This is a genomic window from Rhodococcus sp. SMB37 (genome assembly GCF_004345605.1).
Taxonomy (GTDB): Bacteria; Actinomycetota; Actinomycetes; order Mycobacteriales; family Mycobacteriaceae; genus Rhodococcus.
Genome location: NZ_SLVY01000003.1, coordinates 327,621 through 351,278, shown reverse-complemented (window position 1 = coordinate 351,278; position 23,658 = coordinate 327,621). Strand labels below are relative to the sequence as shown.

The window sequence follows — 23,658 nt, the reverse complement described above, 5'->3', positions numbered from 1 at the left end:
TAATAACGGCTCCAGAGCTCGAATGATCCAGCACCCCTTGACCATGATCGAAGTCGAGTGTTAAACATATGACTAACATTCGAAAGGCTCGAACGTCGATCGGTCGCCACAGCCCCGGCGGACCCGCGACGACTGCCTGGAGTTCGCAATATTGCTGTGCTTCAACAGTATTCAGATGCACTCACACTTGAACGGAGATGCGAAGTGACACGGGCACGACGCTCCGAGCTGGCAACGCCGGCAAGCAACGAATCGATGTGCGCGGCCGCGGCCCGCTCCGACGCCGACCTGGTCTTCCTCGACCTCGAGGACGCCTGCGCGCCGTCCATGAAGGAAGCCGCCCGCGGAATCGCGGTGCACGCGTTCACCGAGTTGGATTGGGGACGCACCACCCGCGCGGTCCGGATCAACGGACTGGACACACCCTGGTGCCACGACGACCTGATCGAGGTCGTCAGCGGCGCCCGCGACGCACTCGATGTGATCATCGTGCCCAAAGCCCGCACCGCCCGCGACGTGTGGTGGGTCGACGTCATGCTCACCCAACTCGAGTCCAAGCTCGGCCTGTCACGGCCGATCGGCCTCGAAGTGCTGATCGAGGAGGCAGAAGGCCTGCTCAACGCGGGGGAGATCGCGAAGGCCAGCCCACGGGTCGAAGCCGTCATCTTCGGTGTCGGCGACCTCTCGGCCTCACTGCACGCCCGCGTCGGCGGAAACTTCCGACCGGCCGCCGGCACCTATCCCGGCGACTTCTGGCACTACGCGCGGGCCCAGGTTCTCGCCGCGGCTCGCGCAGCGGGCGTCGACGCGATCGATTCCCCCTATCCGGACTACGCCGATGCCGACGGATACCGCACCGACGCCCAACACGCCGCAATGCTCGGATTCGACGGAAAGTGGGCCATCCACCCCAGCCAGGTACCGATCGCCAACGAGGTGTTCACACCGACACCGGACGAGATTGCGCACGCCCGAACACTTGTCGACGGCTACCGCGCAGCACAGACCGGAGGCGTCGGCGCGCTCGGTCGAGGCGGCCAGCTCGTCGACGCCGGGCATCTGCGTCTCGCAGAGAACGTACTGGTCAAAGCAGAACTCACACAGACAGAAAACGGTGTCGCACGATGAGCACAGCTGAGGGCAAGGGTCGTCTCGAGGGTAAGGTCGCCGTTGTCACCGGCGCGGGGTCCGGGATCGGTCGCGCGAGTGCGCGCCTGTTCGCCCGCGAAGGGGCCAAGGTGGTCTGCGCCGACATCAGTGGTCAGGAGAAAGCGACCGCGGACGAGATCGGGCACGCTGCGGTCGCGGTGCACGTCGACGTGGTGAACTCGGCGGACGTGCAAGATATGGTCACCGCGGCGGTGGACGCTTTCGGCCGCCTCGACGTGCTGTTCAGCAACGCCGGGCTCAGCGGCAAGCGCGGCCCCATCGCGGAACTCGACGAAGAAGCGTTCGACAACGTCGTCGCGGTCAACCTCAAGGGCGCCTTCCTCGGGATGAAGTACGCGATCCCCGCCATGATCGCCTCCGGCGGTGGCTCGGTGATCAACACGGCGTCCGCGTCGGCGCTGGTCGGGTGGAAGGGCATCGCGGCGTATTCCGCAGCGAAGGGTGGGGTCGTGCAGCTCACCAAATCGGCCGCGCTCGACTACGCGACGAGCGGCATCCGGGTCAATGCGATCTGTCCGGGCATGACCTGGACGGGCCTCGCCGGCGCTGCCGCCGACGGACACGTCGCCCCACCCACCGGAGAGGGCAAGGTACCACCCCAGCCGATGAAGCGCTGGGGAGTCCCACAGGAATTGGCCAACGCCGCACTGTTTCTCGCCAGTGACGAATCGTCGTTCATCACCGGGACGGCCATCCCGGTCGACGGCGGCTACGTCGCACGCTGACCTGCACGACTCGACTCCGAACGGAGCCCACAGTCATGACACGACCATTTCGGTTCGCCGTCCAGGCGACCAAAGCCACCACCGCCACCGAATGGCGCGACACCGCCCGCCGCGTCGAAGGCCTCGGCTTCTCCACGCTCTTTCTCTCCGATCACTACCTCGGGCCGGGGCCGGCGCAGGAGGAAGCCCGGTGGCCACCGCAGTACCTCGCTCCGATCGCGGCGATGTCTGTCGCCGCAGCCGTCACCAGCACGCTGCGTGTGGGGTGCCGGGTGTTCTGCACCGACTACCACGTCCCGGGCGTGTTGGTGAAGGAAGCGGCGACCCTCGACATGCTCTCCGACGGCCGGCTCGAATTCGGTATCGGCTGCGGCTGGAGCGAGCCCGAATACGTCGCCATGGGTGTGCCCTTCGCACCCGCTCCGGAGCGCGTGTCGAAACTCGAAGAAGTCGTCGCACTGTTCAAGGCGCAGTGCTCGGGTGCGCCACTGGATGTCAGCGGATCGCACGTCACCGCGAAAGACTATGCCGGACTGCCGCTGCCGGTGCAGAGGCCGCACCCTCCGATCATCATCGGAGGTAGCCGAAAGAGGGTGCTGTCACTGGCCGGCCGTGAAGCCGACATCGCCAGTATCAGCACAGTGTCGTTCGAGCCGGTCAACGCGCAGGGCCGCACCCCGCAGCAGGAAGCGGTCAAGCGACTGCAGTTCGTCCGGGATGCAGCAGGAGAACGCGTGTCCGACCTCGACATCGAGAGCTCGCCTTTCTTCATCAAGATCACCGACGATGCGGACACCACACTGAACAAGATCGCCTCCCGCCTGCGGATCAGCTCGGACGGGCTCGCGGACCATCCGAACGTCCTCGTCGGCGGTGTCGACGAGGTCGCCGACCAACTGCTGAAGCGTCGCGAGACCTTCGGCGCCAACTACATCTCCGTGCAGCAGAGCAATTTCGAGGAGTTCGCTCCCGTCGCGCAACGCCTCGCAGGACTCTAGAGAAGGACAGACATGACCAAGAGATCACGCTTCAGCGAATACAAGGATCGGTACGCGAACTACAAGTTCGAACTCACCGAGGACGGCATTCTGTTCATGCAGTGTCACACCGACGGCGGGTCGCTGGTGTGGGACTGGAAATCACACGACGACATGGCCGACGCCTTTGCCGACATCGCAGGCGACCGCGAGATCAAGTGCCTGATCCACACGGGTACCGGCGAGAATTACAACGCCGACTGGGGTTATATGCCCGACGGCTCGCCCATCGACACTCCGATCTACCAGGCGATGCCCGGTGATCGCGGACTCTGGAAGCTCGACGAGAAGGCCTGGTACAACCGCAATCTCATGTTCAACGTCCTCGACGTGGACGTGCCGATGATCAGCGCGATCAACGGGCCCTGCAACATCCATTCCGAGGTGCCGCTCATGGGCGACATCGTTCTCGCCTCGGACACCGCGTGGTTCCAGGACGTGTCGCATTTCCCGCGCGGACAGGTCCCCGGCGACGGACAGCACGTGATCTGGAACTTCCTCGCCGGTCACAACCGCGGCCGCTACCTGCTGCTCACCGGCAAGAAGTTGTCCGCGGAGGAAGCCAAGGAATGGGGCGTCGTCGCGGAGGTGCTCCCCAAGGACAAGCTGCTCGATCGCGCGTGGGATCTGGCCCGCGACCTCGTCAAGAAGCCCCCGCTTACCCTGCGCTACACCCGTCAGCTGTTCACTCACCAGCTCAAGCGCGCATTCCTCGATCAGATGAACCAGGGCATCGGATACGAAACCTACGCCCAGCGCGCGTTCTTCCCGGTCGGCGGTTACATGCAGCCGCTGGACCGAGCCTGGGACGACAAGCCCTGGACGAACCGGGGCGACAGCGCCGACGGCCCCGCGGAAGGCTGACCCATGCACGCGCTCGACGGAATCAAGGTCCTGGACCTGGGCACCTTCATCGCCGGCCCGTTCTGTGCGACGGTGCTCGGTGAGTTCGGGGCGGAGATCATCAAGATCGAGCGCCCCGGTGTGGGCGACCACCTGCGCCGATTCGGAACCGAGACGGAGTGCGGAGACACCCTCGTCTGGCTCAGCGAGGCCCGCAACAAGCGGTCGGTGACATTGGACCTGACAGATCCTCGCGGGCAACAGATCCTGCGGGAGTTGATCGCCGACGCCGATATCGTCATCGAGAATTTCCGACCCGGAGTGATGGAACGCTTCGGGTTCGGGTTCGACGAGATCCACGCCATCAATCCGCGCACCGTCATGCTGAGGGTGTCCGCATACGGCCAGAGCGGCCCCAACCGTGACCTTCCGGGCTTCGCTCGGGTCGCCCACGCGTTCTCCGGCCTCGCATACCTCGCCGGCGAACCGGACGGCCCGCCAGTGACGCCTGGGTCGACGTCACTGGCGGACTACATGACCGGTCTGTACGGGGTGATCGGAGTGCTCACGGCGCTGCAGGCACGGGAACGCACGGGGCGCGGGCAGGTCGTCGACCTGGCGCTGTACGAGACGATCTTCCGCGCTCTCGACGAGTTGGCCCCGGCGTTCCAGCAGTTCGGATTCGTTCGGGAACGCATGGGCGCCGACACCGTCAACGTCACCCCTCACAGTCACTACCAGGCCGCCGACGGCGGATGGGTCGCGATAGCCTGCTCCCACGACGACATGTTCGTCCGCCTCGCCAAGGCGATGGGCGACCCGGACCTGGCGAGCCCGGATCTGTTCGGCCCCAAGGCTGCACGGCTGAAGGCCCGCGACGAGGTGAACGCCCTGGTCTCCGGGTGGGTCGGATCACTCAGTCGTGACGAGGTGATCAAGCGATGTGTCGACGCGGAGGTGCCGGCCGGGCCGCTGTACTCGATCGCCGACATCGTCGACGATCCGCAGTACCTGCACCGGGGCACCATCACGACCACCGAGTCGCGAATCGGCCCTCTCTCCGTTCCCAATGTCATTCCCGCACTGTCCGACACTCCCGGCGAGATCCGATGGCTGGGAAGAGAACTCGGTTCCGACACCGACTCCGTTCTGCAAGAGCTTCTGGCTCGAACCCCGAGTGAGATCGCGACCCTGCGCGCAGACGGCGTGATCTGACCACACCACAGATTTGCTACGAGAAAGGTGCCATACCATGGCAATCCAAGAGAAGTTGGCCACCGGCCAGGGGAAGTTCACCCCGAGATATCCGGAGCTGGGAACCGGACCCGTCAGCTACGACGACGCCGTCTCCGAAGAGTTCTTCCTCGCCGAACGCGAAGCAGTGTTCAAGCGGTCGTGGCTCAAGGTCGGGCGCATCGATCAGCTGCCGCGCGTCGGCAGCTATTTCACACGTGAACTCGTCGGGCTGGGCTCGATAGTTATCGTCAAGCAGGCCGACGGCACCGTCAAGGCGTTGCACAACGTGTGTGCCCACCGCGGCAACAAGGTGGTCTGGCAGGAGCATCCCGCCGAGGAGACCAAGGGGTCCTGCAAGGCGTTCACCTGCAAGTACCACGGCTGGCGCTACGGGCTCGACGGCAAGGTCGACCACGTCACCAACGAGGATCAGTTCTTCGACCTGGACAAGGGCGCCCTCGGTATGCCCGAGCTGCACTGCGACACGTGGGCCGGCTTCATCTTCGTCAACTTCGACCCCCACGCCCAGCCGCTGCGCTCGTTCCTCGGTGAGAAGTTCACCGCGGTCGAGAGCTACCCGTTCGAGAAGATGACGGAGCACTACGGCTACAAGACCAAGGTCAAGGGCAACTGGAAGCTCTCCATCGACACGATCCTCGAGTGGTACCACCCGCCGTATGTGCACGGCCGATTCATCGATCGCGACGTGTCGAAGGCCGAGAAGCTGGTGCCGCCGCCGGACTCCTACTACTACGACCTGTTCACCTCGCACATGCTGAACTCGGTGCCCGGCCCGCCGCAGCTGCCCCCGCGCAAGCCCGGTGAGCTCGGCCCCGCCCAGCGCAACCAGCGCTGGATCTACAAGTTGCTGCGCGCCGGCCTGTTCGGGCCCGACGACGTGCAGGACATCGGCCCGCTGCCCGACGTCCTCAACCCCGGCAACATCAAGTCCTGGGGCAACGACGCCTACTGGCTGTTCCCGAACTTCTCGGTGCAGATCTGGGCCCGCAACTTCTACATCACGTATCAGTACTGGCCCGAGACGGTCGGGGAGCACAGCTACGAGCTTGACATCTACTTCCCGCCGCCGCGCAACGCAGCGGAGCGTCTGGCCCAGGAGATGACCGCCCAGACCACCATCGAGTTCGCGATGCAAGACTCGAACACCGTCGAAGCGACACATTCGGCCCTGGCGACGGGCGCCAACCGGGAGTTCCACCTGTCGGATCAGGAACTGATGATCCGCAACTTCCACAAGGTTGTCCGCGACACGGTCACCACACACCAGAACCTCAGCTCCAAGTAAGGACGAACCGATGACGACTTCGACTCTGCCGGAATCATTCCGGGATCTCGAGCCCTTTGTCGACGAGTGGGCGCTTGCCACCCGCGAGGAACGCTACGACACGCGTATGGCCCGCACGATCGACGAACTCGACCGCTTCTACGATGCGATCGCCCCGCGCGCCGAGGAGGCGATCGACTACCTCAACGGATTCGATCTGGAGGAGCTACCCGAGGCCGAGACCACATTGTTGCACCTGATGTACTCGCTGGTCATGGTGTCGTACCCGGTCAACGTGTTCCGTCAGCCGAAGATCCCCGACTCGGGTGCTGCGTTCTTCGACACTGTCGTCGAACCCGAGGTCTGACGCCATGGCCTACACCGTCACCGATATCGGACCCACAACGGGCGTCGAGATCAGCGGCTTGTCCGGGGCCGAACTCGTGGATCAGGGCGTCGCCGATGTCGCTTCGGATGCACTGAACCGACGCGGTGTAGTCGTGTTCCGTGAGGCGAATCTGTCCGACGGCGACCTCGTCGCGTTCAGCCGATTGCTGGGGAAGGTCGCGCAGCTCCCACTGGGCGGCGACTCGGAGCACCCGGAGATCCAGAAGGTCACCCGCGATGCGACGAAGAGCAAACTCGCTGCCTATCGGGAAGGCACGTTCTTCTGGCATATCGACGGCACCACCGCCGAGATTCCCGACAAGGCAACTGTCCTCATGGCGCGGCAGGTGTCCGACGACGACACCGGCGACACCGAATTCGCGAACACCTACGCCGCATACGAGGAACTGCCGGACGACCTCAAGGCGGAGCTCGAGGGCACACGCGTTGTGCACAGCTTCGCCGCGTCGCAGTTGCTCGTGTATCCCGATCCTGATCCGAAGGAGCGAGCGGCGTGGGACCGCAATCCCTCGCGCGAGCACCCGCTGGTCTGGACCCGAGGGTCAGGCAAGAAGTCCATGGTGCTCGGATCCACGGCCGAGCGAGTGGTCGGCAGGTCCGAGGACGAGAGCAAGGACCTGCTGACGCGCCTGCTGGATTGGTCGACGCAGGACCGCTTCACCCTCCGGCACAAGTGGCGGGTGGGCGACGTCGTCATCTGGGACAACACGGGCATGCTGCACCGCGCCTGCCCGTACGGAGAGCAGTCTGCACGTCTGATGCTCCGCACGTCGCTCGTAGGTGAAGAGGTGGTGCAATGACAGCCAAGGTCGCACTGGTGACCGGTGGAGGCTCGGGTATCGGCCGGGCCATCTCCCACCGGCTCGCCGCCGACGGATACGCGACAGCCGTGCTCGACCTGAACGCTGCAGCGGCCAAGACCGTCGTCGAAGAGGTCATCGAAAAAGGCAATACCGCAGTAGCGTTCGGTGACGTGGATGTGTCGGACCGCTCGCAGGTGGACGCTGCAGTCGAAAGCGTGCGGGAAAGCCTCGGGGCGGTGTCGGTTCTCGTCAACAATGCCGGCATCACCGGATTCAAGAAGTTCGGGCACATCACCGACGAAGTGTGGGAGCGAACCCTCGCGGTCAACCTGTCGGGGCCGTTCTACGCGTGCCAGGCCGTGGTGCCGGATATGACGAAGGCGGGGTGGGGGAGGATCGTGAACATCTCGTCCTCGAGCGCTCAAGGTGGTCAGCAGTTCATGACCCACTATGTGGCGTCGAAGGCAGGGCTCGTCGGATTCACGAAATCGCTCGCGCTAGAACTGGGACCTTCGGGAATTACCGTGAACACGATCCCACCCGGATTCGTCGACACCCCGATGCTCCGCGGATCGGAACGGGACGGTCTGCTCGGCGGCAGCGTCGACGAACACGCCGACCGAACTCCGGTCCGACGCCCCGGCAAGCCCGAAGATATCGCGGCAGCGTGTTCGTTCCTCTGCTCGGAGGAAGCCGGGTACATCACGGGCCAGATCATCGGTGTGAACGGTGGGCGCAACACCTGACGCCACTACCTCGGTAGATGCTGCCGTACAACAGGATTCCCGCGAAGAACCCAGCTTCCCGCAACCGCAATTGCAGGTGCGGGAGGCTGGGACGCGCGCGGGAAGAGGCGATCGGCTACGTGTCGACGTCGATGGCCTGAAGCTGCCGTACCCAATCGAACTCGGCTTCGACGAAGGCTTCGCCGCCGGAGGCGAAGGCGTCGCGGAGTTGGGTGAGGGCTTCGATGAACTGCTCGATTCGCTCGCGGGCGGACTCGGGAGTGCCCGCCCCTTTGCGGGCGTAACCGGCGGCGAGTTGCCTGGCGGATTCGAAGTCGCCGAAGCCTTCGGTGATCTGGAGTCTGTCCGTGGTCTTCAACGCCCGCTCGAGTTCGGTGAGTGCGGTGTTGCAGATCGCCACGATCTCGTCGATGACGGGTGGCTCGAGTCGTACGAAATCCGACATACTTACCTCCGTGGTGGGGCTCGTCAGTGACTGATGAACGGCTCGACCGAAGACACAAAGCCTTCCAGCCCTGTACACCACTCGCTTTGAGCGGAGGGTCCCGGATGGTCCTTGTAGTGGAGTCTGCTGAAAATGACAATCCCGAAGTCAGTTTCAAGGATGTAGCGGCACGTATCGGTGGTGTTCGGATCGATTTCGACGAGGGCCGGCCGGTTGTTGATTGACGTGAGGGTGGCGACGGTGCCGTTCTTCAGAAGTTCTTCTTCGAGAGTGACGTTCCCGGAGAGGACATTGAGTCCGTAGCCGCGCCTGACCCCGGGGACTGGGTCGTCTTTCTCGTACGTGCACCCCAGAAACGTGTACGACCCCATCGGCATGTCCGCGAATTCTTTGTGCGCGGCGTCGTAACCGGCCGCGGTCATCACGTCGTCGGGCAGGTCGAGACACGGGTCGAAGGTGATGTCGGGGCGGCCCGAGTCGTCGACGATGCGCGGGGTGCGCGTCGTAGGGGCGGCGGCCTCGGTGGTGGTGTCGACCTTTGTTGCCGGCGTTGGTCCGCAGGCCGACACCACCGCGACCATCGCGGCACCCAGCGCTGCGCGCTCCCACCTGCTCATGCGACCCCCCGATTCGCTGAAAATCGGTTCGACGCTAGCACAACCGGTTCCGTCAAGATTCCCGCGACGATTTCAGCCATCCGCGACTCCAACTGCACGCGCGGATGGCTAGGATGCGCGCGGGAAGGACCGGATGGGCTATGTCGATGTCCACGGCGGGCCGGGGTGCCCGCGCCGGTGGTTCAGGACGAGAGTGTGAGGAACTGCAACGGGTCGCTCTTCTCGAAATGGCCCGACACCTCACCGGCAAGACCACCTTGCAATGCGGTGTCGCCGAGAAGATTCAACTTGCCCGCCGGTGCGCCTTCGCCGAGGTCCAGATCTGCGAGGTCGACCCATACCAGATTGGGTCGGGAGGTGGAATCGAAGACGTATCTCCTGTTGGTCAGATCTGCGACGATCTGCCATCTTGTCTGTGAGGCATCGGGTTTCCCGGGATCGGGCCTGCGGAAGGGCTGTGCGGTGTTGCGGATGACGCTGAGCATCCCTGCGACGGCCTCGGCCGGGTTCGCCGGCAGAGGTAACCGGCCGACGTAATATGCAGCGCGGGCGAATCTGTCGGTCGCAGAGTTGGTGCCGGGGAGTGGTCTGTCGCCCCCGAAGCCGTCGATCTGTTTCAGCAGCTCGATCTGCCTGTCGTAGGTGGGGGAGTTGGTCATGACGACGTGGTCGTGACTGTGCCAGACGACGGCCTTGCCGTCCAAGTACTCGACGACCGCGGAGTCCCCGCTCGCATCGTCCAGCGCCAAGTGCACAGCGGGCACCAGCCCGGTAGCGGGATCAGCGAGCGGTACCACCTGCACGCCTGTCTCGTTGATCCACGTGACTGCTTCGTCGACGCTCGCGAAGTTGTCGAGGAAGTGCTGCATCCATACAGCCATACTGAGTCCGGGTCTGCTGTCGTCGCGTGCGCCGTATGTGGACTCGGAAAGCCACAGAACGTGCGCAGCCAATCCACCCTCGTTCATGCCGTCGACCGTCATCAGGTCGTAGGCCGCTGCCACGACGCTGCCGTACTTCGCGGTCCAGGCCAGTTGCCCTCCGACACCGTCATTCCGCTCGACGCCACGCGGCAGCGACCAGAGGTTGGTTGCGGTGTCCATGTGGAAGTCCATGGTCCGGCCTACGATAACCCCACCGGTGGGGACGCTCCACACTATCCGCGTGCACATCACCTGCGCCTTTCCATGCCTGAGCGGTTGATGGTGCGGGACACCGACGATGCATCCGGCACGCATTCCTACGGTACCCATGTGTTCAGTTGGTGTCCGATCATTCTTCCCGTGGGCAATCCGAATCGGTGGCAGTTCGAGGTTGAAATCAGCGGGTGAATTCTTGCTGGTCCACCGGGTATTGGGTAGTTCTGTGGACGATCCACTGCACGGCAGTGCGCTGCTTCGGAACGCCCGTGCGCGGTTGCGTCCTGTGATAGATTCCGAGTCGTTCCGGGATCCACAATTTTGCTCTGATTTCCCATCGGGCCATCGGAGACCTTGTCGTGTACACACACCGACTCCATTCGACAACGTCCGCCTCGTATCTGTCGCATTTGTCCATGTGTCAGAGCGCAGATCGACTGGGCTCACAAGGAGGAACGAAATGAGTGAAATTCGAAGAGTCACCGTGCTCGGAGCCGGGGTTCTGGGGTCGCAGATCGCATTCCAGTCTGCCTACAAGGGGTTCGATGTCACTTCCTACGACATCAGCAGTGAAGCACTCGATGGGGCACGAGAACGGTTCGTCGGATTGGGCGAGGCATACAAGCAGGACGTACCGGGTGCCACCGAGGATGCTGTTCAGAAAGCACGCGAAAGAATCACCCTGACAACGGACCTGGAGAAATCGGTCGCGAACGCTGACCTCGTTGTCGAAGCGGTACCGGAAATCCTGTCGCTCAAGCAGGAGATCTACGGGAAGATCGGGTCGGCAGCGCCGGCGAAGACCATCTTCGCGACCAACTCGTCGACGCTGCTCCCGAGCGACCTGAAGGAGTCCACCGGGCGCCCCGACCGGTTTCTTGCGCTGCACTTCGCGAACCAGGTCTGGAAATTCAACACAGCCGAGATCATGGGCACTCCTGATACGGACCCTGCGGTGTTCGCGGCGGTGGTCGAGTTCGCCACCGAGATCGGCATGGTGCCCATCGAACTGCACAAGGAGAAGGCCGGGTACGTCCTGAACTCGCTTCTCGTACCGTTCCTCTCATCGGCGGCTCAACTCGCTGCCGGCGGGTACGCGGACCCCGAGGCCGTGGACAAGACGTGGAAGATCGCGACCGGCGCGCCGATCGGACCGTTCCAGATCTACGACATCATCGGGCTCTCCACCCCGTACAACATCATGGCCAACGGCGACGACGAGCAGAAGAAACTCGCGGTGTGGTTGAAGGAGAACTACATAGACAAGGGCAAGCTGGGTCTCGCGTCGGGCGAAGGTTTCTACCGATACTCCTGACACGGTGGCCTCAGTTGTCGCAGATTCGCGGCCCCTCGATCTCGTGGTGGGTGTCGAAATATCTGTGGCGTAATGCGTCCCGCTACGTTCTCAGCTGTCCGCGACTGCAACTGCACGCGCGGATGGCTGGGACGTGCGCGGGAAGGGACTGATAGGTGGAAGCCCGTCAGTGGGCCGGGTAGTTGATTCGAACACAGGTCGCTGAGCATTCCCGTGACGGTCTCGACCTGGTTCTGAGGGGCCGGTAGACGATCGAAGTAATGTGCTGCTCGAGCGAACCTATCTGGTGCCGAGCTGGTTCCGGTTCGATGCCACGCGGCAGCGACCACAGGTTCGTTCCAGACGACTCGAGTGCATATTCATACGCCTTTCCTGGGCAGGTTGGCTTACCGCAGCTGTGGCAATTCGACCGGTGTTGTCCGAACATGTCCAGGCGTTCGGAATTCGGTACGACATATCGACGATTTGTCCGTCGCGCATTTCTCGTCGATGTCGGTTCCACGTGGCACGTGGAAATGGCGGTATCGGGACTTTCGTCCCGGACTGATAATTTCCTCCTCGAAAGGTCTCCCGATTTTTCTATCATTTTTCGCCTGCGGATGAACCATCTCGGTGACGTAGAAGGATTAAATGGGCGGGTGAATTTCTGCGACTCACGGGTCGCCGGGCGAGGTCGTGGTCGGTACGAGGCTCGTGGGCGTCGGTTCAGGTGTCTCGTCGGTGCGAGCGGAAGTCGGAGGGGTCTGTGTTTCCGTTTCGGACACCGATGCGTCCGGCAGTGGAACCGGGCTGGTGGTGATCGTGGGTTCCGGAGTGGTTGTCGGGGTCACTGAATAGGTCCCCGTGGAAGTTGTCTCCGTAGAGTCCTCCGCCGGCGCATCGGTGTGTGGGACCGACGGCACGCTGGTGTGTGCGGCCTCGTCGAGCGCTTCGTAGTGTGCCGCCCGTTGGCTGTAGAACGTCAGGGTGACGACGAACAGCAGGATCAGGGCAGCGGTGGTGGTGCGCATGTGTCCACCGAAGAGTCGACGCGGAATTCGGTTCCACAATGTCTGTCCACTGACCGGCTCGGCTGCAGCAGTTTTCGGTGGCCGGTCGTCGTGGTGATCGGCGATCACGATGTGCCTCCGAGAGAGTTCTCGGTCTCGTGGTTGTCCGGCAGACGGGCGATGCCGGCTCGCGCGAAGGCGCTGACGATGCGTCGGCGCAGGTCGCGACCGACTTCGAACTGTTTGCCGGGGAGGGTGCGGGCAACCATGCGTACCGTCACGGTGTCGAGCTCGAGTCGGGTGACTCCCATGGGGGACGGTTCGTCGAACAGCAGCTTGTTCATCCGGCGATCGAGGAACGTCGCGTGCCCGACCTCCTGCAGGATGTCGTTGATCCGGCTCAGGTCCGCTCCGACGGGCACGGGCACGTCCACCACCGCGCGTGCCCAGTCCTTCGACAGGTTGGTTGCCTTCATGATCTGGCCGTTGGGGACGGTCACCATCTCCCCGTCGTTCGACCGCAGTTGGGTGACCCGCAGGGTGACGTCCTCGACAGTGCCCTCGGTGGTGATCGCTCCGGTGAGCGTGAGGTTGACGGTGTCGCCGAACGCGTACTGCTTCTCCGCAATGATGAAGAATCCGGCGAGGAGGTCTTGCACGATGCGCTGCGCACCGAATCCGATCGCCGCACCGATCACCGTGGCCGGCGCGACGATGCCCGTCACCGGTAACCCGAGGTTCCGCAAGACGCTCACGAACGCGATCGCGTAGATCACGACGCACGCGATCCATGCGATGACCTGGGCGACCGAGTGCCGGTGTTTGAGCGTCTCAGAACGCACGATCGCGTCGGACTCGGTGAAGGCACCGTCGATGTGATCGGTGATCCGATGGACGAGCCATTGCACGAAGCGCGCAGCCAGTAGGGCGCCGGTGGTCCAGAGGATCAGGCTCGCCCCCTGCAACGAAACCCACCGAACGAGGTCCTCGGTCCACGACGGCGCTTCCCATTCGAATGCCAGCAGCGTGGTGAATTCATGCATCCCGTAGTTCACTCGCTCTTCCCTGAATTCGGAGTGGTATGAGCCCCGCCCTTCGGACGTGTTGGTGACAGCACAATCCCACGCGGATTCGAAGAGGCATACTGCGCCGTGAATTCGACGTTATCAGAGAGCGTGGTTCACGCAGAGGTTTCGTTCGATTTCGGAACGCGCGTCCGTGGACGTGTCCTGTGATAGATTGCGAATCGTTCCAGCGTCCGTCGCGCATCTGCTGGATCTCCCTGGATTACCAGCGATTTCTCATGTCGACATACCTGACGCATTTCGATTACGGCCGACGCCTTTGTTTGTCACCAGCCTGTTGCGTCCACTCACTCGATGGTGGACGGCGACGGCTCGACGAGCGCCACATGGAGGAACGGATGAGTGATTCGTCGATGTTGTTCCCGAGCGACCTGAAGAAGTCCGGCGTGGCCGGATCTGGAAGAGCTCGTCGTGCAGGACCATACGGAGGAGCAGCAAGGTGAGTGGGTACTGATGCACACTATCCGCGACGTCACATTCGACCTGCTTCGCAAGCTCGGGCTGACCACGGTGTTCGGCAACCCAGGTTCGACCGAGGAGACCTTCTTGAAGGAGCTCCCGAGCGATTTCAGGTACATCCTTGCCCTACAGGAGGCTTCGGCTGTCGCGATCGCCGACGGCTACGCACAGGCAACCCGGTCGCCCGCCCTTGTCAATGTGCATACGTCCGCGGGGATCTCGAACACGATGAGCAACATCATGACCGCGGCGATGAACCGCACCCCGCTCATCGTGACCGCGGGAAACCAGACACGCGAGATGCTCCTGATGGAACCGTGGCTGACGAACGTCGAACCCGAAATGCTGACGAAGCCGTGGGCGAAGTGGAGCTATCAGCCCGTTCGGGCTGCGGACGTACCCGCGGCATTCATGCGCGCCTACGTGATCGCCATGCAGCCACCGGCCGGCCCGGTATTCCTCTCGATCCCGCTGGACGACTGGGACCAACCTGCGGTGAGCACGCCCGTGGTTCGCTCGGTGGCGACGCGGATCGGACCGGACCCGGAACGAATCGCCGACTTCGCCCGCTCCTTGTCCAGCGCGAAGAACCCGGTGCTCATCTACGGATCCTCGATCGCCCGCGGGGATGGCTGGGCACAAGCGGTGACTCTTGCAGAGAAGCTCGGCGCACCCGTCTGGGCTGCGCCGTCCTCGGAGCGGCCACCGTTCCCCGAGCACCACCCCCAGTACCGGGGTGGGCTGCCGTTCGCCATCGGCCCGCTTGCCGACCGCCTGGCAGGCCACGACGTCGGGATCGTCATCGGCGCACCCGTGTTCCGCTACTACCCGTACGTCGCGGGGGGAGTACCTGCCCGAGGGGATGACCCTCATCCATGTCACCGACGATCCGGCGGAGGCGGCGAAGGCCCCCGTCGGCGACAGTCTTCTGTGCGATGCGATTCTTGCGCTCGAGGGCTTGATCGAGCGAGTCGACGACCGTGCGCCGAGCACACCGATCGAGGTGAATCCGCATCGTATGGCTCCTCATCCGGCACCGCTGGTGGGTGAGCCGGGTCAGGTCATGACCGCGGTCGAGCTGTTCGAGACCATCCGATCGGTGGTGCCCGACGACACGGTGCTGATGGAGGAGTCGCCTTCGAATATCGCCGAGTTGCACACGGCATGGCCGATCGAGAAGCCCGACTCCTTCTACACCGCGGCGAGCGGAAGCCTCGGCTGGACATTGCCGGCAAGTGTGGGTATTGCTCTGGCAGAACGTGATTCCGGTCGAAACCGAACGGTGGTGGTGATGATCGGCGACGGATCGTTCCACTACGCCATCCAGGGGCTGGGGACCGCTGCCGCCCAGCGACTCCCCATTCTCTACGTAGTTCCCCGCAACGGGGAGTATGCGATTCTCAAGGCGTTCGCCGACCTGGAAGAGACGCCGGGTGTGCCGGGACTCGATCTCCCGTCGCTGGATTTCGTGTCACTCGGTGAGGGGTACGGATGTGCCGCCGAACGTGCCGAGACAGTGACCGAAGTCCAGGTTGCGGTGAAGGCTGCGCTCGGCCGCTCCGGCCCCACCGTGTTGGAAGTGCCGATCCTGCCCACCATCCCCCCTCTGTTGTAGTCACCTTTCACAACCTCCAAGGAGAACCGTGTCGAAGAAGCCTGATGTACTCACCGATCCGCTGCGGAACCGGGGCACCGCCTTCACATATGAGCAGCGGGAGGAACTTGCGCTGGTCGGGCGGCTCCCCGCTGCAGTGGAAACTCTCGATCAGCAAGCTGTGCGTGCCTACACTCAGCTCAGTTCCTTCGAGACCGATCTCGAGAAATACGACTACCTGAGCGCGTTGCACAACCGCAACGAGGTCCTCTACTACCGGGTGATTCTCGACCACCTCTCGGAGCTGCTGCCCGTCATCTACGACCCGGTCATCGGTGCCGCGATCAAGAACTGGAGCCACGACTACCGTCAATCGCGAGCCGTGTACCTTTCGGTGGACCGGCCCCAGGATGTGCGGCCGTCCTTCGAGACCCTGGGCTTCGGCCCGGACGATATCGACCTGATAGTGGTCTCGGACGCGCAGGAAATCCTCGGTATCGGTGACTGGGGGGTGAACGGTAGTGAGATCTCCGTCGGGAAGCTGGCGGTGTACACCGCAGCGGCCGGAATCCACCCGGCGCGCGTGTTGGCGGTGCACCTGGACGTCGGCACCGACAACGAGACCCTGCTGAACAGTCCTGCGTATCTCGGAAACAGGCATGCTCGCGTGACCGGCGATCGCTACGACGACTTCGTCGACCGCTATCTGGAGACGGCCGCCGACCTGTTTCCACACGCGTTGCTGCACTTCGAGGATTTCGGTCCGTCCAACGCGCGTCGGATCCTGGAGAAGAACCGAGACAAGTACCGCATCTTCAACGATGACAATCAGGGCACGGGTGCGATCGTGATGGCCGCGGTGTTCTCAGGCCTGAAGGTGACCAAGCAGAGCTTCGCCGAGCAGCGTCTCGTGGTTTTCGGGGCAGGAACGGCCGGCACCGGCATGGCCGACCAGATCGCCGCAGCGATGGTTCGCGAGGGACTCGACCTCGCTGACGCCCGGGCCCGGGTGTGGCTCGTCGACGTCAACGGCCTGGTCACCGACGACATGACCGACCTCCCGAACTATCAGGCGCCATACGCGCGGCCGGCGGCCGAGGTGGCAGAGTGGGCGCGCACCGTCGACGGCAAGATCGATCTGCTCACCGTCGTGAAGGAAGCGAAGCCGACGATTCTGATCGGGACTTCGACCGCGCACAACGCATTCACTCGCGACGTCGTGGAGGCGCTGTGCGCCGGGGTCGAGCGCCCGATCCTGCTGCCGCTGTCGAACCCGACCGAGCGGATCGAGGTCATGCCGGTCGACGCTGTCGCGTGGTCGAAAGGCAACGCCCTGATCGCGACCGGCATCCCCGTCGATCCGGTCCCCTTCGAGGGTGTGGACTACGTGATCGGCGAGGCGAACAACGCGCTGCTCTATCCGGGTCTGGGCCTGGGCACCATCGTCTCCGGGGCCACCCAGGTCACCGACGGGATGCTGCTCGCCGCTGCCGAAGCTGTCGCCGGCCAGGTCGACCCCAGTGGCCGCGGCGCGTCGCTGCTGCCGCCGGTGGACAACCTGCGCGCCTCGTCCGCCACCGTGGCGGTCGCCGTGGCCAAGCAGGCCATCGCCGAGGGAGTGGCCACGAAGCCCACGCAGGAACTGATCCAGTCCGTCGAGGACGCCATGTGGCAGCCCGTCTACCGGGACGGGGACCTCTGATGGGAGCCCCGGCCACCGAAACCCCCGTCGTTCTCGACCTCCCCATCGGCATCGACGCGACCGGGGTCCGCCACGAAACCGATTCGATGGGCGGCATCGACGTCCCGGCGGACAGGTACTGGGGCGCTCAGACCCAGCGCTCCCTGGTCCACTTCTCCATCGGCAACGACCGGATGCCGCACGAGGTCTACCACGCCTACGGCTACGTCAAGAAGGCGGCCGCGCTGGTGAACGGCGCGGCCGAGCGCCTGCCGCAATGGCAGTCGACCCTGATCGCACAGGTCGCCGACGAGGTCATCACGGGCCGACTCGACGACAGCTTCCCGCTGTATGTCTGGCAAACCGGCTCGGGCACCCAGTCGAACATGAACGTCAACGAGGTGATCAGTAACCGGTCCATCCAACTTGTCGGCGGCGAACTGGGCGCGAAGACCCCGGTGCATCCGAACGATCACGTCAACATGGGGCAGTCCTCGAACGACACCTTCCCGACGGCCATGCACATCGCCGTCGTGAAGGAGCTCAACGAGCGCCTGATCCCCGCGATCGAGAAGCTGCTCGAGGCCTTCGAGGTGAAGGCCGAGCAGTGGCATGAGGTTGTCAAGATCGGCCGCACCCACCTCGAGGACGCGACGCCGCTGACTGTCGGGCAGGAGTGGTCTGGCTACGCCACGCAGATCCGGCAAGGGCTCGAACGCCTGAAGGCCGACATGGAGGGACTTCACGAGCTCGCCATGGGCGGTACCGCCGTCGGCACCGGCCTGAACGCCCCTCCCGGGTTCGACGTCGAGGTGGCCGCGAAGCTCGCAGAGCTCACCGGCTATCCCTTCCGCACGGCGGAGAACAAGTTCTCCGCCCAGGGCGGGCTCGACGCCATGGTTGCCGCCAGTTCCGGACTACGGGCGCTGGCTGTTCCACTCATGAAGATCGCCAACGACATCCGGTGGCTGGCCTCGGGGCCACGATGCGGGATCGGCGAGCTGGTGCTCCCGGCCAACGAGACGGGCAGCTCGATCATGCCGGGCAAGGTGAATCCGACCCAGTGCGAGGCGATGGTGATGGTGTGCATCCAGGTGCTTGCCGAGGACTCGGCTGTCGCCCTGGCTGGGACGCAGGGGAACTTCGAGCTGAATGCGATGCGGCCCATCATCGTCAACAACGTCCTGCACTCGGCCAGGATCCTGGGCGATGCCGCAGGGAAGTTCCGGGAATTCTGTATCGAGGGCGCCGAGCTGGACCGGTCGCAGATCGATCGGTACGTCGGCAACTCGCTGATGCTGGTCACCGCCTTGTCGCCGGTCATCGGCTACGACAAGGCGTCCGCGATCGCCCACAAGGCGAACGACGAGGGCACCACGTTGCGCGAGGCTGCCCTGGCGACCGGGTACATCGACGCCGCAGAGTTCGACAAAGTTGTGGACCCACGGCAGATGGTCGGCACCTTGTGACAGTTCAGGGTGGACGTGCCACCCGACCAACTCTCTCGACAATGCGATGGAAGGTGGAGCTATGTGTACACGGGTGATGTGGCCGGACGCCGCCGGGTCCGTGCTGGTGGGACGCAATATGGATTATCACCGAGACACCGGGACGAACCTGTGGTCGCTTCCCCGCGGGATCGAGCGTGACGACGGCGTCGGTGGTTCGCTCGCGTGGACCGCGAAATACGGCAGTGTCGTGGCCGGTGCGTTCGACATGATGACGGTGGACGGAATGAACGAAGGGGGACTCTCGGGCCACATTCTGTGGCTTGCCGAATCCGATTACGGCACTCATGACAAGTCGCGGCCGGGTCTGAGCATGGCGGTCTGGTTGCAGTACTTCCTGGACAACTTCTCCACAGTCGCGGACGCTACGGCGTGGATTGCCGAGTCCGAAGTCCAGGTCGTGCCGCTCGGCGATCCGGCGACCGGGGAGGTGCCTGCCGTGCACCTTGCACTGGATGACGCGACCGGTGACTCGGCGATCATCGAGTACGTCGACGGCAAGGTCACCGTCTGGCACGACCGCGACTATCGCGTGATGACCAATTCACCGACCTACGACAAGCAGATCGAACTACTCGAGCAGGTCGACGGGTTCGGTGGTACGAAGCCGTTGCCCGGGACCACCCTCGCGGCCGACAGGTTCGCGCGCGCCGCGTACTACGTGGGCCGGTTGCCGGAGCCCAAGACGAAGGTCGAGGCGATCGCAGGCATGTTCAGTGTCATCCGTAATGCCGCGCAGCCCTTCCGTATTCCGGATCCCGACAAGCCGAATGCGTCACAGACGATTTGGCAGACGGTCGCCGACCTGACCAACAGGCGGTTCGTCTTCGACTCGACCACGCGGCCGAACATCGTGTGGGTAGACCTCGACGAACTCGACTTCGGGGAGGGGGCGCCCGCGGGCAAGCTCGACTTGATGGGTGACAAGGCGCTCGAGGGTGGTCTCGCCGGCAACGTCACCGGTCGCTTCGAGGAAACGGCTCCGATGCAGTTCCTCACTCTGCCGTCCTGATCAGGTTCGCACTCACTGCACGATCCCCGAGGGGCATATATGGATACCGCTGATCAGCAGCCTTCCGTTCGTGTGTCAACCGAGAGCGCAGACGAGGCACACCTGAGAGCGACCTGGTTGCCGCTGATACTTGTGTGCTTCACAGGTCTCGTCTCGGTGTTCAACGCATCGGTACTGCCCATGGCGATCAGTGCGGTGGTGGAGGGGCTGGACACCACGATCTCGAATGTGCAGTTGGCCATCGTCGCCTACGGGGTGTTCGTCGCCGCATTCACGATCACGGGCGGCAAGATCAGTGGAGTCCTCGGTGCCCGGAACACCCAACTGCTCGGACTGACCGTCTACGCCGCAGGCATGCTGATCTGCCTCCTTGCCCAGGAAGTCTCGATGCTGGTCGCCGGCGAGGCGGTCGCGGGACTCGGTGGCGCTCTGCTTGTTCCGAACGCGCTGGCAATTCTCGGCCAGGCATACTCCGGGACGCAGCGCACAGTCGCGGTGTCGATCCTGGCGGGAACCACCGGTATCGGCGCCGCACTCGCACTGCTGGTCGGTGGATTCCTCGTCCAGACCTGGAGCTGGCGGGCACCGTTCCTGCTCCTGCTCGTCGTCATCGTCGGGACCCTCGTGATTGCGTCACGGGTTGTCCTGCCCCGGACTCCATTCCTGGGTTCCGTCGACAAGGTGAGCATCGCACTTTCGGCGGTCGGTGTACTCCTGCTGGTCGCGGCGATCAATCAGATCGGCGCGTGGGGGCTTCTGCTGGCCGCCGACTCGGCTCCGGTGGGTGTGCTCGGCCTGTCGCCGGTGCTGGCACTGTTGCTGCTCGGCGTGCTGGTGCTGCACGTGTTCGCCGTGCGGCAGCATTCGCTGCAGGACAGTGGTCGGACGGCGCTTCTCGCCCCTCAGGTGTTCGGGTCGGGGCTCAACCGTGCTTGTCTGAGCGGTCTGGTCGCGGTGAACCTGCTGATGGCAGGAGTGAGTTATCTGCTGCCGTTGTACACCCAGATGGTGCTGGGCAAGAGTCCGATGGGCTCGGCGATGATGCTGGTGCCGATCTCCCTCGCTGCACTTGTCTCGGCGGCTGCGACACCGATTCTGATGCGATTGGTCGCGTGCCGCTGGCTGTTGACCGGAGCACACGTACTCGCCGCCGCATCCGTGATTCTGCTTGCGTTCACCATTTCGAATCACTGGTCGGGCGTGTGGACCGGGGTCAGCGAGGTGTGTCTGGGACTGGGGATCGGAGTCGGGCTGAGCGCGGGCGCTGCGCTTCTCATGGAGACCAGCCCGCCCTCCCTTGCCGGGGAGATCGGCAGTGCTCGGGGGATGGCGACCTTCCTCGGGCTGTGTACCGGCACCGCAGTCGCAGGAGCGGTGTTGATGTCGGTGCTCGCCCAGTCCGCATCGAGTCGAGTGGCTGACGACCCGGATCTGCAGTCCGACAGCAGAATCCATGTGACCACCAGCTCCGTCAGCTTCGTCGCGAACGACGATCTCCGCGGCCGTCTCGTGGGACTCGACCTGACGTCGGAGCAGCTCGACCGCGCGGTGGAGATCAACATCGAATCCAGACTGGTCGCGTTGCGCGCGAGCCTGTTCGTGCTCGGGTTGGCGGTGCTCCTGCCGATCGTTGCGTTCCGGCACCTTCCTGCTCGTCGAGAACCGGAGGGCTGATCCACGCCGGGTGCCGGTGACTGAAGAGAACTACATCGGTGAGAGCAGCTCGACAATGCGTCGGGCGAGGGCTTCTACAAGTGCTCCTGACACGAGAAATGAGACGCAATGTATTACAGCAGTGGCAATTACGAGGCATTCGCCCGTCCACGCAAGCCTGAGGGTGTGGACGACAAGTCGGCGTGGTTCGTCGGCTCGGGACTGGCTTCGCTGGCGGGGGCAGCATTCATGATCCGCGACGGCAGGATGGCCGGCAACCGGATCACGATCCTCGAACGGCTGAAGTTGCCCGGCGGTGCACTCGACGGAATCAAGGAGCCGAAGAAGGGGTTCGTCATCCGCGGTGGGCGCGAGATGGAGGATCATTTCGAGTGTCTGTGGGATCTGTTCCGGTCCGTCCCCTCGCTCGAGGTCGACGACGCCAGCGTGCTCGACGAGTTCTACTGGCTGAACAAGGATGATCCGAACTATTCGCTTCAGCGCGTCACGGAGAAGCGTGGGCAGGACGCCCACACCGACTTCAAGTTCGATATGAGCTCGAAGGCGCAGAAGGACATCATGAAGGTGTTCCTCACGCCGCGTGAGGAGCTCGAGAACAAGCGCATCGACGAAGTATTCGGCCGCGAGTTCCTCGACAGCAACTTCTGGCTGTACTGGCGCACCATGTTCGCGTTCGAGGAATGGCACAGTGCGCTCGAGATCAAGCTGTATCTGCACCGGTTCATCCACCACATCCGTGGCCTACCGGATCTGAGCACCCTGAAATTCACCAAGTACAACCAGTACGAGTCGCTCGTGCTGCCGCTGTACACCTGGTTGCTCGATCAGGGTGTCAACTTCCGGTTCGACACCGAGGTCACGGACATCGACTTCGAGATCACGCCCGAGAAGAAGCAGGCCACGCGAATCCGCTGGGTGTCCGAGGGGGCCGAGGGTGGCGTCGATCTGGGTCTCGATGATCTCGTGCTCACCACCATCGGCTCGTTGACGGAGAATTCGAACAACGGCGACCACCACACACCGGCGCGGCTCGACGAGGGGCCCGCGCCGGCATGGGATCTGTGGCGTCGGATCGCAGAGAAGGATCCTGCCTTCGGTCGCCCCGACGTGTTCGGTGCGCACATCCCCGAAACCAAATGGGAGTCCGCGACCGTCACGACACTCGACGAACGTATCCCCGAGTACATCCAGAAGATCTGTAAGCGGGATCCGTTCAGTGGACGTGTCGTCACCGGAGGCATCGTCACCGCCCGGGATTCGAAGTGGCTGATGAGCTGGACAGTGAACCGTCAGCCGCATTTCAAGCAGCAGCCCAAGGATCAGATCGTCGTGTGGGTGTATTCGCTGTTCGTCGATGTTCCGGGCGACTACGTGAAGAAGCCGATGCAGGAGTGCACGGGCGAAGAGATCACTCAGGAATGGCTGTACCACATGGGTGTTCCGATCGGGGACATCCCTGAGCTCGCTGCGAATGCAGCGAAGACGGTGCCGGTGATGATGCCGTACGTCACCTCGTTCTTCATGCCGCGTCAGGCAGGGGACCGGCCGGCCGTGGTCCCGGAAGGTGCCGTCAACTTCGCTTTCCTCGGGCAGTTCGCGGAAACCACCCGCGACTGCATCTTCACCACCGAGTACTCGGTCCGCACCGGGATGGAGGCTGCATACGAGTTGCTGGGCATCGAACGTGGTGTGCCCGAGGTGTTCGGATCGACATACGACATCCGGAAGCTGCTGCAGGCAACGTACTTTCTCAACGACAAGAAGGAAGAGAACGTACCGCTGCCGAAGCTGATGCGTCGACGGCTGAGCAAGAAGCTCGACGAGAACGAGATCGGCCAATTGCTGCACGAGTACCACATCTTGACCCGAGAGTAACTGGGGCACCGC

At 63.7% G+C, this 23,658-nt stretch carries 22 protein-coding genes; 17 read left to right on the top strand and 5 right to left on the bottom strand.

Features of this window, described 5'->3' with window-relative positions; translation table 11 throughout:
* Positions 1-204 precede the first annotated feature (204 nt).
* Genes EV641_RS07285 through EV641_RS07245 form a run of 9 tightly spaced genes read left to right on the top strand, consistent with a single transcriptional unit; the run spans position 205 to position 8,253 of the window.
* Positions 205-1,128, top strand: coding sequence for a CoA ester lyase (locus EV641_RS07285; protein ID WP_199233171.1), 924 nt, complete (start codon positions 205-207; stop codon positions 1,126-1,128).
* The gene (locus EV641_RS07280) at positions 1,125-1,895 is read left to right on the top strand and encodes an SDR family oxidoreductase (protein WP_054714282.1); all 771 of its coding nucleotides are present in this window, start codon (positions 1,125-1,127) and stop codon (positions 1,893-1,895) included. Before EV641_RS07285 ends, EV641_RS07280 begins: the two co-directional genes overlap by 4 nt.
* Before the next feature lie 35 nt (positions 1,896-1,930).
* Entirely contained in the window at positions 1,931-2,893 is a 963-nt protein-coding gene (locus tag EV641_RS07275; protein ID WP_132471302.1) for a TIGR03621 family F420-dependent LLM class oxidoreductase, read from the top strand.
* Positions 2,894-2,905: 12 nt separating this feature from the next.
* Positions 2,906-3,796: an enoyl-CoA hydratase/isomerase family protein gene (locus EV641_RS07270; RefSeq protein ID WP_132471301.1), complete on the top strand. Its 891-nt coding sequence runs from the start codon at positions 2,906-2,908 to the stop codon at positions 3,794-3,796.
* Positions 3,797-3,799: 3 nt separating this feature from the next.
* Positions 3,800-4,990, top strand: coding sequence for a CoA transferase (locus EV641_RS07265; protein ID WP_132471300.1), 1,191 nt, complete (start codon positions 3,800-3,802; stop codon positions 4,988-4,990).
* Positions 4,991-5,027: 37 nt separating this feature from the next.
* Positions 5,028-6,317 carry an aromatic ring-hydroxylating dioxygenase subunit alpha gene (locus EV641_RS07260; protein ID WP_132471299.1) on the top strand — a complete coding sequence of 430 codons (1,290 nt, stop codon included), beginning with the start codon at positions 5,028-5,030 and terminating at the stop codon, positions 6,315-6,317.
* Positions 6,318-6,327: 10 nt separating this feature from the next.
* On the top strand, positions 6,328-6,663 hold the full coding sequence (locus EV641_RS07255) for a hypothetical protein (RefSeq protein ID WP_054714542.1): 336 nt from the start codon (positions 6,328-6,330) through the stop codon (positions 6,661-6,663).
* 4 nt (positions 6,664-6,667) lie between these two features.
* On the top strand, positions 6,668-7,504 hold the full coding sequence (locus EV641_RS07250; RefSeq protein ID WP_132471298.1) for a TauD/TfdA family dioxygenase: 837 nt from the start codon (positions 6,668-6,670) through the stop codon (positions 7,502-7,504).
* The gene (locus tag EV641_RS07245) at positions 7,501-8,253 is read left to right on the top strand and encodes an SDR family NAD(P)-dependent oxidoreductase (RefSeq protein WP_054714539.1); all 753 of its coding nucleotides are present in this window, start codon (positions 7,501-7,503) and stop codon (positions 8,251-8,253) included. The genes EV641_RS07250 and EV641_RS07245 overlap by 4 nt, the downstream gene beginning before the upstream one ends.
* A 115-nt stretch (positions 8,254-8,368) precedes the next feature.
* On the opposite strand, the gene EV641_RS07240 is transcribed toward EV641_RS07245, so the two are convergent.
* The 3 genes from EV641_RS07240 to EV641_RS07230 form a co-directional block, all read right to left on the bottom strand.
* The gene (locus tag EV641_RS07240) at positions 8,369-8,698 is read right to left on the bottom strand and encodes a hypothetical protein (protein WP_054714537.1); all 330 of its coding nucleotides are present in this window, start codon (positions 8,696-8,698) and stop codon (positions 8,369-8,371) included.
* A 23-nt stretch (positions 8,699-8,721) separates the two neighbouring features.
* On the bottom strand, positions 8,722-9,279 hold the full coding sequence (locus EV641_RS07235; RefSeq protein ID WP_347238225.1) for a DUF3558 domain-containing protein: 558 nt from the start codon (positions 9,277-9,279) through the stop codon (positions 8,722-8,724).
* A 218-nt stretch (positions 9,280-9,497) separates the two neighbouring features.
* Entirely contained in the window at positions 9,498-10,487 is a 990-nt protein-coding gene (locus EV641_RS07230; protein ID WP_054714548.1) for a linear amide C-N hydrolase, read from the bottom strand.
* Between the two features lie 427 nt (positions 10,488-10,914).
* Here EV641_RS07230 and EV641_RS07225 point away from each other — a divergent pair, with 427 nt between their 5' ends.
* Entirely contained in the window at positions 10,915-11,769 is an 855-nt protein-coding gene (locus EV641_RS07225) for a 3-hydroxyacyl-CoA dehydrogenase (protein WP_054714534.1), read from the top strand.
* Between the two features lie 653 nt (positions 11,770-12,422).
* Here the strand turns inward: EV641_RS07225 and EV641_RS07220 are convergent.
* On the bottom strand, positions 12,423-12,887 hold the full coding sequence (locus tag EV641_RS07220; protein ID WP_054714531.1) for a hypothetical protein: 465 nt from the start codon (positions 12,885-12,887) through the stop codon (positions 12,423-12,425).
* A complete protein-coding gene (locus tag EV641_RS07215; RefSeq protein WP_132471380.1) occupies positions 12,884-13,801 on the bottom strand; it encodes a mechanosensitive ion channel family protein in 918 nt (305 codons plus the stop codon). The genes EV641_RS07220 and EV641_RS07215 overlap by 4 nt, the downstream gene beginning before the upstream one ends.
* A 453-nt stretch (positions 13,802-14,254) precedes the next feature.
* On the opposite strand from EV641_RS07215, the gene EV641_RS30255 reads away from it, so the two are divergent.
* From EV641_RS30255 to EV641_RS07185, 7 genes are all read left to right on the top strand, one after another.
* Entirely contained in the window at positions 14,255-15,352 is a 1,098-nt protein-coding gene (locus EV641_RS30255; protein ID WP_347238224.1) for a thiamine pyrophosphate-binding protein, read from the top strand.
* Positions 15,321-15,917, top strand: a complete 597-nt coding sequence (locus tag EV641_RS30250) for a thiamine pyrophosphate-dependent enzyme (RefSeq protein WP_347238222.1) — start codon at positions 15,321-15,323, stop codon at positions 15,915-15,917. Before EV641_RS30255 ends, EV641_RS30250 begins: the two co-directional genes overlap by 32 nt.
* Before the next feature lie 28 nt (positions 15,918-15,945).
* A complete protein-coding gene (locus tag EV641_RS07205; protein ID WP_132471296.1) occupies positions 15,946-17,598 on the top strand; it encodes an NAD-dependent malic enzyme in 1,653 nt (550 codons plus the stop codon).
* Positions 17,598-19,046, top strand: a complete 1,449-nt coding sequence (gene fumC / locus EV641_RS07200) for a class II fumarate hydratase (protein ID WP_132471295.1) — start codon at positions 17,598-17,600, stop codon at positions 19,044-19,046. The genes EV641_RS07205 and fumC overlap by 1 nt, the downstream gene beginning before the upstream one ends.
* A 61-nt stretch (positions 19,047-19,107) precedes the next feature.
* Entirely contained in the window at positions 19,108-20,097 is a 990-nt protein-coding gene (locus EV641_RS07195) for a linear amide C-N hydrolase (RefSeq protein ID WP_054713513.1), read from the top strand.
* 72 nt (positions 20,098-20,169) lie between these two features.
* Positions 20,170-21,771: an MFS transporter gene (locus EV641_RS07190; protein WP_158289133.1), complete on the top strand. Its 1,602-nt coding sequence runs from the start codon at positions 20,170-20,172 to the stop codon at positions 21,769-21,771.
* Between the two features lie 108 nt (positions 21,772-21,879).
* Positions 21,880-23,646: an oleate hydratase gene (locus tag EV641_RS07185; protein ID WP_132471293.1), complete on the top strand. Its 1,767-nt coding sequence runs from the start codon at positions 21,880-21,882 to the stop codon at positions 23,644-23,646.
* Positions 23,647-23,658 lie beyond the last annotated feature (12 nt).